This is a genomic window from Veillonella rogosae JCM 15642 (assembly GCF_002959775.1).
Taxonomy (GTDB): Bacteria; Bacillota; Negativicutes; order Veillonellales; family Veillonellaceae; genus Veillonella; species Veillonella rogosae.
In genome coordinates this window covers 184,834-196,592 of the sequence record NZ_PPCX01000002.1, presented here as the reverse complement: position 1 = coordinate 196,592, position 11,759 = coordinate 184,834, and the positions used below count along the sequence as shown (strand labels likewise).

Here is an 11,759-nt window from a genome sequence, read left to right as displayed (position 1 = left end):
TCTTATTTCTTTTCGTCATCCACTACAGTGTAATCAGCATCAACTACGTTGTCATCAGCTTTTGCTTGTTGGCCTTGTTCAGCGCCACCAGCAGCTTGTTGTGCTTGTTGAGCAGCTGCATACATTTGTTCAGCTAATTTGTGCAATGGTTGTTCCAAAGCTTCACTATCTTTTTTGATGTCTTCGATGTTGCCAGCTTCAATAGATTTTTTCAATTTATCTTTAGCTTCTTCAACTTCTTTCAATAAAGCAGCATCGCCTTGACCATCAAGTTCTTTTAATGCTTTTTCAGCTTGGTATACCAAGGAATCTGCATTGTTTTTAATATCTAATTCTTCTTTTCTAGCTTTATCTTCTGCTGCATGAGCTTCCGCTTCTTTAACCATGCGATCGATTTCGTCTTCTTTTAATCCGCTAGAAGAAGTGATTGTAATTTTTTGTTCTTTTTGAGTACCCAAGTCTTTTGCTTTTACATGTACGATACCGTTAGCATCAATGTCGAAAGTTACTTCGATTTGAGGAACCCCACGAGGAGCTGCTGGAATACCATCCAAGTTAAAGCGACCCAATGTTTTATTATCTGCTGCGAACTCACGTTCACCTTGTAATACATGGATATCTACAGATGGTTGATTATCTGCAGCCGTGGAGAATACTTGGGATTTAGATGTAGGAATTGTAGTGTTCCGATCGATAATACGTGTGAATACACCACCCATTGTTTCAATACCAAGGGATAATGGAGTTACGTCAAGCAACAATACGTCCTTAACTTCACCTACTAATACACCACCTTGAATTGCTGCACCGATAGCAACACATTCATCAGGGTTAACGTTTTTAGTTGGCTCTTTACCTAATACTTTTTTAATAGCATCTTGTACAGCTGGAATACGGCTAGAACCACCAACTAACAATACTTTATCAATATCAGAAGCGGAAAGACCAGCATCTTGCATAGCTTTACGAGTAGGCTCGATTGTAGCTTGTACCAAGTCAGCAGTCAATTCTTCAAATTTAGCACGAGTTAATGTTACGTCTAAGTGTTTAGGACCTGTAGCATCAGCTGTGATGAATGGCAAGTTGATGTTTGTGCTAGCTACGCCAGACAATTCAATTTTTGCTTTTTCAGCAGCTTCTTTTAAACGTTGATCTGCCAATTTATCATTGGACAAGTCGATACCAGATTCTTTTTTGAATTCTTCGATTAAGTAATTCATGATACGTTGATCGAAGTCATCACCACCAAGGTGGTTATTACCAGATGTTGCTAATACTTCGAATACGCCATCGCCAAGTTCAAGGATGGAAACGTCAAATGTACCACCACCAAGGTCGAATACAAGAACTTTACCGTCTTCTTCTTTGTCCACACCATAAGCAAGAGCAGCTGCTGTAGGTTCGTTGATGATACGAAGAACTTCAAGACCAGCAATTGCACCAGCATCTTTAGTAGCTTGACGTTGGGAGTCTGTAAAGTAAGCTGGAACTGTAATAACAGCTTGTTTTACAGGTTCGCCCAAGTAAGCTTCTGCATCAGCTTTGATTTTTTGAAGAATCATTGCAGAAATTTCTTGAGGAGTATAGTCTTTACCTTCTACAGTTACTTTATGATTAGTACCCATGTGACGTTTAATAGAAATAATTGTGTTTTCTGGATTGGATACTGCTTGACGTTTAGCCAATTGACCAACTAAGCGTTCGCCATTTTTAGCGAAACCAACAACGGAAGGAGTTGTACGAGCGCCTTCTTGGTTAGTAATAACCGTAGGCTCGCCGCCTTCCATAACCGCAACACAAGAGTTTGTAGTACCTAAGTCAATACCAATTACCTTTGCCATAATATATGCCTCCTAAAACTTTATAATCTATTCAACAACTTTTACCATTGCTGGACGAATACAACGACCATCAACAGTGTAGCCAGTTTGTAATACTTCACATACCGTATCAGATTCAAATTCATCTGAAGGTACTCGCATGATTGCTTGATGGAAATTTGGATCAAATGGTTGACCTACTGCTTCAATAACAGCTAATCCATGTTTAGATAACATTGCCATCAAGTTTTGATGAATCATAATAAATCCATCGAGGAATAATTTTGCTTCCCCTTCTGCTGGACTTTGAACAGCCCGTTCAAAGTTATCCAATACAGGAAGAAGGTCTGTTAATACATCCCCTTTAACATATCCAGCAAGTTGCTCTTTTTCTTGGTTAGTACGCCGCTTGAAGTTTTCAAAGTCCGCTTGTAAACGCTTATAGCGATTATCAAAGTCGGCTTTAAGTTCTTCTAATACTTGAGCAGCATCAGCCACAACTTCTTCAGTTGCTTCCACAGTTGTTTCCTCTACATTTGTAGCATCTACTGTTTCATCAACTGGTTCTTGTTTAATGTCTTGTTCTTCAGCCATTATATGCCCTTTCTATTTTGTTCTTTTACCATGGTTTCCATTATATGTTTCATATGAGATAGCATACCGATAATTCGGCCGTATTCCATTCGTGTTGGTCCTAGAATAGCAAGAGTTCCTATAGGCTGATCTTGATTAGTAAAATCAGCTTGTACCACACTCATCGATTGCAGTGCTTCTGTTTCATTCTCTATACCAATCTTAACCTTAACTGGTGTTGGTGAATCATCTTTTAATAACTGTCCCAATTGATTTTGTTCTTCCACTAATGAAAGCAAGGGTTGTACCTTCTCAACAGACTTAAACTCTGGTTGATTTAACAACTCTGTGGTACCTACCGAATAGAACAACTTACGTTTATTAATAGCTCGTAATAATGTTTCCGAAAGGATTAACAAAATTCCCTGCGGACCTTCCATATTAATCAATAAGTTTCCAAGTGCTTCAGCCGTTACATGACCAATACTTACATTCTGTAATGCATTGCTAAATTGCATAGCTAGACTTTGTAAAAGCTCTGGTGAAATACTCTCACCAAAGTACATCAGTTCATTATCGAGTGCACCTGTTTCTGTGATAACTACCATAATGGCTTGATGACTATCTAGCGGTAATACATGAATGTATTTAATTAATGCTCTATCATGGGCTGGAGCTAGGAATAAACTCATACTATGGCTCACTTGTGAAAGTAGTTTAGCCATATTTAAGAAGAGCTCACTCGTCGATCCACTGGAATGTTTCCATAACATTTCAATTTTTTCAGCATCCTGTAATGGAACAGGTTGTTGACTCAACATGGAATCAACATATAAGCGATAGCCCTTAGCTGAAGGAATACGTCCAGCCGATGTATGAGGTTGCTCTAAATAGCCTAATTCCTCTAAATCGGACATTTCGTTCCGTACTGTAGCAGGACTAATACCAAGATTATAGTTCTTAGCAATCGTTCGAGACCCTACAGGTTCTGCGGATTTAACGTAGTCTTCAATTATGGCTCGCAAGATGCGCTGTTTTCTTTCATCCATAATAACACCTCTTGTTAGCACTCATAAACTTTGAGTGCTAATCGCATGTATAATATTATCACATTGGTAAAAATTGTCAAGCGAAAAAAATACCGAAAAAGTCAAATAATATCTATTTAGTCAAAAAGACAATTAAATGTTTTCGGTTAATTAGTCAAAAAATCAAAGTATAACAATAAGAAAACACTTATACTATCTCACTTTATGTCATCTTCTAAATTTATTAATTAAATTGATTTATTTTAATTAATAAATTTAGTAAACCTATAAAATAGTATAAGTGTTTCAATTTATTGGATTAAATTGTTATCTTTACGGAAAACTTCGGGACTATTCGATTATAATGTTTTATCACTAATACAACTAAATAATTATAGCTCTATACCTTCCAGTGGATTGCCTAATCTAGCTAATAATTTACCCATACGCTCACGAGGTTCACCGTATTCAGCGTACCAATCAACTAAAATATCGACAGCTTTTTTAGCTTGTTCTACCGTTAGATTTCTAGCTAAAATAGTCCCTGCTTCAGGTTTAATACCTGTATTACCACCAACTGCAAGCATATAACCTTGAGAGGTGCCAATAAAGGCAATATCTTTTACCATTGCATCTGGGCAATTACGACCACATCCGCTGATGCCAATTTTGCATTTGTGTGATGTTTTTCGTCCGTAATGTTTTCGCTCTACATAATCAGCCAATTCTTTAGTTTCCATTTGGCCATTTTTACAATAGCCTTTACCTACGCAGGCAATTAAAGAATTTACACCTCTATGAACAACTGTAGTTACGCCTTCTGGTAACTCAGAGATAAGTTTTTCCTTATCGTCTTTTTCAATACCTGTAATTTGTAAACCAGTTACTACATGACGGAAAGATCCACCATATTTTTCAGCTAATTCTATGCATGCCTTCATTTGATCCAAAGTAAATTCATTATGTAAACCGTGTATTATGACAGATGTCTTCATCGTTCCTCCTCAAATCTAGCATGCTTATTCATCATCATCCTATTTATACTAACATATTAGATTTTGAGAAACTGTGAGAAATTACTCTCGAATAAATTGACTAAATACATAGTTACCATGCTTAGCCCCTTCAGAACTTAAATGATAACTACCATTTTGATACTCTAATAACCCTTTAGTAACTAAATCTTCTAATATATTACCAAATAAATTATGAACAGATACGCCAAATCTATCCTCAAATTTTTGCTCATCAAGGCCCCACTTGGTGCGAAGCGCTAAGAAGCAAAAGTCCTCTTGCGCTCGCTCTACAGTAATAGTCTCTGTATCGATAGTAGGTATAGTATATCGATCAACAGCTTGTATATAAGGCATCACATTTCGGTTGTTGCTACGGCGAATACCCTCATAGAAGGAATGAGCACCAGCACCAAAGCCTAGATAGTCTATATAGTGCCAATATTTTAAATTATGACGACTATAAGAACTATCTTTAGCAAAATTAGAAATTTCATATCGTTCAAAACCTAACTCTTTTAATCCTTCCATCATTGTGTCATACATCAATTCATCAATGCTTTCACTAGTAATAGAAATAAGATTCTTTTGAACTAAATGATATAAATATGTTCCTACCTCTACTTGTAAGCCATACGTAGAAATATGATTAATTGGTAAATCTTTCACGATATGTAAATTATGTTGAATATCTTCTAAGGATTGTCGTGGCAATCCATAAATCAAATCAATATTGATATCGGTAAAGCCTGCCTCTTTAGCATCATAAACAGCTTGTTTAGCCTTTTCCCCATTATGACTGCGATGCAGCATGGTAAGCGCCTTATCATCAAAGGTTTGAACACCAAAACTAATGCGATTAAAACCTAGTTTAACTAACTTAGTTAGATACTGTAGATCTACTTCACCAGGATTAGACTCTATAGTCATATGACAATCGTCAGTAATAGTAAAAGTACTTTTGATTTTATCTACAATCATCTGTAACTGTTGAATTGATAATTCAGTAGGTGTACCACCACCAAAATAAATAGTATCAATAGGTTTAGATTTAGACTCTGGGTGTTCAGACACCCACAAATCCATTTCTTGTACTAAGGCATAGACATAGGTTTCATAATAATCTTGTAAATTTTGATAGGCAGGAAAATCACAGTACATACATTTCTGTTTACAAAAAGGGATATGGACATACAAGCCCATATCCCCAAGTGTAGACAGACTCAAAGTATTAGAATCTGTTTTCATTATATTAGTCCTCAACCTTGAGAATAGCCATGAATGCTTCTTGTGGAATCTCTACAGAGCCCACAGACTTCATACGTTTCTTACCAGCTTTTTGTTTTTCTAAGAGTTTACGTTTACGAGAAATATCGCCACCATAACATTTTGCTAAAACGTCTTTACGCCAAGCCTTTACGGTTTCACGAGCCACAATTTTCGTGCCCACCGCTGCTTGAATTGGAATTTCAAACATTTGACGAGGAATCAACTCTTTTAACTTTTCAGCTAACGCACGACCACGTGTAGCAGCACGGTCCTTATGTACGATAATAGACAATGCATCTACTGGATCACCATTTAACAGAATATCCATCTTAACCATTGGAGATTGTTTATAGCCAATCAATTCATAGTCAAGAGAAGCATAACCTTTTGTAGCGGATTTCAATTTATCGAAGTAATCATAAATAATTTCACTCAATGGCAAGTGGTACACAACGGATACTCGAGTTTCATCTAAGTATTCCATGGATTGGTATTCACCGCGTTTATCTTGAGATAATTCCATGATAGTACCTACGAAATCTTTTGGTACGATTGTAGTTGCTTTTACATAAGGCTCTTCAATGTAGTCGATTTCTGTAGGAGGTGGCAATTTAGCAGGATTATCTACTTCAAGCATTTCTCCATTTGTTTTATATACCTTGTAGTTTACAGATGGGGCCGTCGTAATGAGCGTTAAATTATATTCTCGCTCTAACCGTTCTTGAATAACGTCCATATGTAAAAGTCCAAGGAAGCCACAACGGAAACCAAAACCTAACGCCAAGGATGTTTCAGCTTCATATTCTAAGGCAGCATCATTAAGCTGTAATTTTTCTAATGCATCACGAAGATTTTCGTAATCTTTAGACTCTGTCGGATAGAGACCACAATATACCATAGATACAGCCTTACGATAACCTGGCAATGGTTCTGGTGCAGGATTATTTGCCAATGTTACCGTATCACCTACGTGACAATCTGCTACGTTCTTGATACTTGCCGCAATACAACCTACAGAACCACATGGTAATTCTTGTACCGGTACAAGATTTGGTGTAAAGATACCGAGCTCAGTAACATCAAAATCCTTATTATCATGCATCATGCGAATGGTATCTTTTGCCTTAATAGTACCTTCTTTTACCCGTACATACGCAATAGCACCTTTATAGGAATCAAAGCGGCTATCAAAAATCAAAGCTCTCGTAGGTTGATCGGATTTATCTGGTGGCGCAGGAACCTTATTTACAATGGCTTCTAAAATATCAGGGATACCGATACCAGATTTAGCAGAACATAATACAGCATCAGATGCATCTAAACCGATAATATCTTCGATTTCTTGTTTAACACGATCAGGATCTGCAGAAGGCAAATCAATTTTGTTAATAACAGGAATGATTTCAAGATCATGTTCTAAAGCGAGATACACATTTGCCAACGTTTGTGCTTCTACACCTTGTGCTGCATCGACTACGAGCAATGCACCTTCACAAGCTGCAAGAGAACGAGATACTTCATAGCTGAAATCCACATGGCCCGGAGTATCGATGAGATTCAAAATATACTCTTCACCATCTTGTGCTTTATACAAAATGCGAACAGATTGCGCCTTAATAGTAATACCGCGTTCTCGTTCCAAATCCATGGAGTCCAAAACTTGAGCCTCCATTTCGCGCTTTTGTAATGTGCCAGTATATTCAATTAATCTATCGGCAATGGTAGATTTACCATGGTCGATATGAGCTATAATACAGAAGTTTCGAATCTTTTTCGTTGACATACTATGTAAACAAGTTCAAAGAACTTGTATTCTCCTTTCTAACATACGCGATCGATAACAGCACCTCCTAATAATTGAGTGCCATTATAAAAGGCTACGGACTGACCTGGGGTTATAGCCCGTTGTGGTTCTTCAAAGATAACCTCCATCGTATCATCATCCAAGATACGAGCAGTACAAGGAGAAGGATTTGCAGCATAGCGAATCTTACCTTCCGCCTTTAATTCTTTATGAATTGTATCATCTAAGAAGTTATAAAACTTACAAATCATACGATTTGTAAAGAGTCGTTCATTAGGACCTACGATAACCTCGTTGCGTTCACCATTAAAGCCAATTACATATAATGGATGCTTATATGCAATCCCTAGGCCCTTACGTTGGCCTATAGTATAGTTAAATAAACCATTATGCTTACCTAATATCTCACCATCTTCAGTAACGATATTACCAGACTTTGGTTTATCTTTCATTTCTTCTACTACAAGCTTTTGATAGTTCCCATGAGGCAAGAAACAAATATCAACACTATCTGGTTTCTTAGCTACTGGTAAATCATATTCAGCAGCTAGTTTACGTGTTTCAGTCTTACATTGCCCACCAAGTGGGAAGATAAGATGACTTAAAATACGTTGATTCATATTGTACATAACATAACTTTGGTCTTTAGTAGGATCAACGCCTTTATGCAATTCATATAAACCAGTTTCTTCATTGAAATTAACTTGTGCATAATGACCTGTAACCATATGAGTGGCCCCAAGTTCCAGAGCACGGTTGAGCATCAAATCAAATTTGATATTTTTATTACAGAATACACAAGGATTTGGTGTACGACCATAGGCATATTCTTTTACAAAGTAATCTACTACATTATCGTAGAATACATCACGAGCATCAATAACATGATGCTCAATACCAAGAAAATCACACATTTTCTTAGCATCTGTTACAGCGAGAGGCACTGAATCATAAGGTGTACCACTCACCCACAGCCATAGGGTAATACCAAATACTTTATAGCCTTGTTTTAGTAGCATTGCAGCAGTTAAAGAACTATCTACGCCGCCACTCATAGCTACAGCGATAACTTTTTCCATACTTTCTCCTTTTAATGATCTCTTGATCATAAAACTAATCAGGGTGAAAGCCTGACGTGTAAAACACTAGTTCGGTGTAAAAGTCCGAGTAGTATTGCTATGAAATTATAGCAACTTATATTATAGCCTAGAATTAGGTACATTGAAAAGATTTGAAATAAAAAGAATCCCCTTCATCAAAAGAAAGAGATTCTAATTATTATCTATGTTTTAAAAGCTCTTCAGCGGCTCCTAGAATACCGAGCATAGAATGCTCAAATACTAAGCCACCTTGCATGAAAATTGTATACGGAGGACGAACAGGACCATCTGCACTTAATTCAATAGATGAACCTTGTACAAAAGTACCACCAGCCATGATGATTTTATCTTCGTAGCCAGGCATATCGCCAGGAATTGGATGTACGTGGGCATCTACTGGAGAATATGCTTGCATACCTACACAGAAGTGCTCCATTTCTTCTCCATTTTTTAAATTGATAGCTTGGATTAAATCATAGCGTTCAGCGTTTACCTTAGGAAATACATCATACCCTAACAATTCACCTACTGCAGCCGTATATACAGCCCCTTTAAGAGCTTGTAATACTACATGAGGAGCCATAAACAAGCCTTGGAAGAATAAACGGTAACCAGGCGCATAAGAGCCCATATGATCACCAAGTCCTGGAGCAGTGAGTTGGTACGCTGCATCTTCAACTAAGTCTTCACGACCTACGATATAGCCACCTGTTGGCGCTAAACCGCCCCCAGCATTTTTAATGAGCGAACCAGCCATAATATCTACACCAGCTTCTAAAGGTTCTTGAAGTTCTGTAAACTCACCGTAACAATTATCTACAAAACAAATAGTATTCGAGTTTTTAGCTTTTACAGCATCTACAATAATCTTAATATCTGCAATAGATAACGGTTCACGCGTACTATAACCACGAGAGCGTTGAATCACTACTACTCGCGTATTATCATTAACAGCATTAGCGATGGCTTCTACATCATAGGTATTGTCCTTTAACGGTACCTCAGTATAGGTAAACCCCTTTTCTACGAGAGATCCACGCACTTCACGAGATGCACCGATAACAGATTGCATCGTATCGTAAGGAGCCCCTACTGCATAGATAAATTCAGTCCCTTTTGAACCATTCCCCATTAAAGAAATCAAAGTTGTTGCTAGTGCATGAGTGCCAGAAACAAAATGAGGACGAACGATGGCTTTTTCACCTTTAAATACATAGGCGAATACTTCATCTAACTTCTCACGGCCCACATCGTTATAACCATAGCCCGTAGTACCTGTAAAATGATAGTCAGATACTTGGCACTCTTTAAAGGCTTCTAATACCTTTTTTGTATTGGCTAATGCAATAGGTTCAAACTTTTTAAATTCAGGTTCAGCCATCTCAAGGGCTTTACTACGTATTTCTTCTAATGTCATGCTAATCCTTCTCTACGAATTAATTCCATAGCTTTATTAAATATAAAATCTTTAGATGTATTATTATCAATATGAATCCATTCAATATATGGCATACGCTTATACCAAGTGATTTGTCGCTTGGCAAAATGACGAGTATTTTTCTTGATTAAATCTCTACATTCATCAAGGTTAATAGTACCATTTATATAGTCTACGACCTCTTTATAACCAATCCCCTTAAAGGCTTGGCAATCAGGATTTACACCGGACTTAACAAGTTGCTCAACCTCTTCAATTAAGCCTGCATCAAACATCATATCAACGCGTAAATTAATGCGCTCATATAACTGATCACGATCTCTCATAAGACCAATAACAGGCCCTATATAAGATATACCATCTTTAGTCTGATTACGTAACGAATCTACATCACCATGATGCAATATTTCAATAGCTCGATACAAACGATGCTTATCACTATATTGAATTTCTATATTATGTTCTTTTCCTAAGGTGAAAGCATATTCTCGTAAACCATCAATACCTTTAGCATTAAATAGCGCATCTAGCTCTAATCGTAAACTTTCATCAGGCTTAACGTCATTAAAGTTATAGCTCTCTAATAACGATTGAACATATAACCCTGTACCACCAGACAGAATAGGTAGAATATTCCTATCATTTAATCTACCAATTATCTCTTTTGCTTGATTCTGAAAAATAGATACTGAATATGAATCATTTGGTTCTAATATATCGATTAGATGATGTTTTACCCGGTTAAGTTCATCCACTGATGGTTTAGCGGTACCAATATTGAGTTGTTTATATACTTGGTAAGCATCACCAGAAATAACCTCAGCATGTAGCTGTTCTGCTAAGTCCAAGGTAAGATCTGTTTTGCCTACCGCCGTTGGTCCAACGATGGTAATTAAGGGATTCACATTAACTCCTTCATATATACACCATAGCCTATACGACTATATTTTCCGCCCACCCATTGATGGGGTGGATAGTTTTGAAAGACCGAACTAAATGGTCGTTCTTTAATAATAACACCATACGTGGCAACACGCATAGCCTGTGCCATGATTTTATCATCTATATGACTTTCCACAGTATGTCCCCGAAGAGGTTTGAATTGAGGACTTTCCTCTACAGGAACTTCAAACATAGGATCAAAATAAATAATATCAATACTATTGTCAGATAGATTTGGTAAATAGTGTTCAAAGGTATCATGATTTATTTTAATACGTCGCAATGCATTCGTTACACTATCCTCACTATGAATATAATGAGCTAAGCCATGACTAGTAGCAAGCCATATAGGTAAAGACCCTTCTAGGCCAGTTATTTGAGCCTGTGGGCAACCATAACTCACTACAATACTGTCACTACCAAGGCCAATTGTACAGTCTAAAAACGTAAATTTATCTCTATTAGATAATCCTTTTTTATCTAATATGACTTGTACCGCATTAACTAGATGATCACCTTCACCGCGTTGTAAACGCAATATACGTAATTGAGCCATAGACAAATGAAAGGTATGTTGTTGATTTTCTGGGAAATGAATAGTCAATCCAGAACCAGCAAGAACCGCAATATATTCGCATTGATACTTACCGAATAAGGCTGGTATCGATGTTTTGCCTCGTTTTATATAGGTCATATGCATAGAGGAAGCCAATACTTTGGCTTCCTCTTGAATGGCCTCATTAGATTTTTGAGATGTCGTTAGTATATTCAT

General features: G+C 37.1%; 10 protein-coding genes. All 10 read right to left on the bottom strand.

The features are described from left to right. Window positions 1-2: 2 nt before the first annotated feature. The gene (gene dnaK, locus VRHSUH09_RS01195; RefSeq protein WP_105081143.1) at window positions 3-1,841 is read right to left on the bottom strand and encodes a molecular chaperone DnaK; all 1,839 of its coding nucleotides are present in this window, start codon (window positions 1,839-1,841) and stop codon (window positions 3-5) included. Window positions 1,842-1,868: 27 nt separating this feature from the next. Next, window positions 1,869-2,414, bottom strand: coding sequence for a nucleotide exchange factor GrpE (grpE, locus tag VRHSUH09_RS01190; protein ID WP_054747519.1), 546 nt, complete (start codon window positions 2,412-2,414; stop codon window positions 1,869-1,871). Then, window positions 2,414-3,442, bottom strand: a complete 1,029-nt coding sequence (hrcA, locus tag VRHSUH09_RS01185; RefSeq protein ID WP_054747521.1) for a heat-inducible transcriptional repressor HrcA — start codon at window positions 3,440-3,442, stop codon at window positions 2,414-2,416. The genes grpE and hrcA overlap by 1 nt, the downstream gene beginning before the upstream one ends. Window positions 3,443-3,813: 371 nt before the next feature. Next, window positions 3,814-4,416: a nitrite/sulfite reductase domain-containing protein gene (locus VRHSUH09_RS01180; RefSeq protein WP_054747523.1), complete on the bottom strand. Its 603-nt coding sequence runs from the start codon at window positions 4,414-4,416 to the stop codon at window positions 3,814-3,816. A gap of 81 nt (window positions 4,417-4,497) precedes the next feature. Next, window positions 4,498-5,682, bottom strand: coding sequence for a radical SAM family heme chaperone HemW (gene hemW, locus VRHSUH09_RS01175; protein WP_105081142.1), 1,185 nt, complete (start codon window positions 5,680-5,682; stop codon window positions 4,498-4,500). Window positions 5,683-5,686: 4 nt separating this feature from the next. Continuing rightward, window positions 5,687-7,486, bottom strand: coding sequence for a translation elongation factor 4 (gene lepA / locus VRHSUH09_RS01170; protein WP_105081141.1), 1,800 nt, complete (start codon window positions 7,484-7,486; stop codon window positions 5,687-5,689). 38 nt (window positions 7,487-7,524) lie between these two features. Continuing rightward, a complete protein-coding gene (gene mnmA, locus VRHSUH09_RS01165; protein ID WP_105081140.1) occupies window positions 7,525-8,586 on the bottom strand; it encodes a tRNA 2-thiouridine(34) synthase MnmA in 1,062 nt (353 codons plus the stop codon). Window positions 8,587-8,785: 199 nt separating this feature from the next. Further along, on the bottom strand, window positions 8,786-10,024 hold the full coding sequence (locus VRHSUH09_RS01160; protein WP_105081139.1) for a methionine gamma-lyase family protein: 1,239 nt from the start codon (window positions 10,022-10,024) through the stop codon (window positions 8,786-8,788). After that, entirely contained in the window at window positions 10,021-10,950 is a 930-nt protein-coding gene (gene miaA / locus VRHSUH09_RS01155) for a tRNA (adenosine(37)-N6)-dimethylallyltransferase MiaA (protein WP_105081138.1), read from the bottom strand. Before miaA ends, VRHSUH09_RS01160 begins: the two co-directional genes overlap by 4 nt. Continuing rightward, window positions 10,947-11,759, bottom strand: a complete 813-nt coding sequence (locus tag VRHSUH09_RS01150) for a class I SAM-dependent methyltransferase (RefSeq protein ID WP_105081137.1) — start codon at window positions 11,757-11,759, stop codon at window positions 10,947-10,949. Before VRHSUH09_RS01150 ends, miaA begins: the two co-directional genes overlap by 4 nt.

Coding starts and splice junctions, on each gene's coding strand:
- dnaK (WP_105081143.1), bottom strand. CDS start 1,841: ATGGCAAAGGTAATTGGTATTGACTTAGGTACTACAAACTCTTGTGTT.
- grpE (WP_054747519.1), bottom strand. CDS start 2,414: ATGGCTGAAGAACAAGACATTAAACAAGAACCAGTTGATGAAACAGTA.
- hrcA (WP_054747521.1), bottom strand. CDS start 3,442: ATGGATGAAAGAAAACAGCGCATCTTGCGAGCCATAATTGAAGACTAC.
- VRHSUH09_RS01180 (WP_054747523.1), bottom strand. CDS start 4,416: ATGAAGACATCTGTCATAATACACGGTTTACATAATGAATTTACTTTG.
- hemW (WP_105081142.1), bottom strand. CDS start 5,682: ATGAAAACAGATTCTAATACTTTGAGTCTGTCTACACTTGGGGATATG.
- lepA (WP_105081141.1), bottom strand. CDS start 7,486: ATGTCAACGAAAAAGATTCGAAACTTCTGTATTATAGCTCATATCGAC.
- mnmA (WP_105081140.1), bottom strand. CDS start 8,586: ATGGAAAAAGTTATCGCTGTAGCTATGAGTGGCGGCGTAGATAGTTCT.
- VRHSUH09_RS01160 (WP_105081139.1), bottom strand. CDS start 10,024: ATGACATTAGAAGAAATACGTAGTAAAGCCCTTGAGATGGCTGAACCT.
- VRHSUH09_RS01150 (WP_105081137.1), bottom strand. CDS start 11,759: ATGAATATACTAACGACATCTCAAAAATCTAATGAGGCCATTCAAGAG.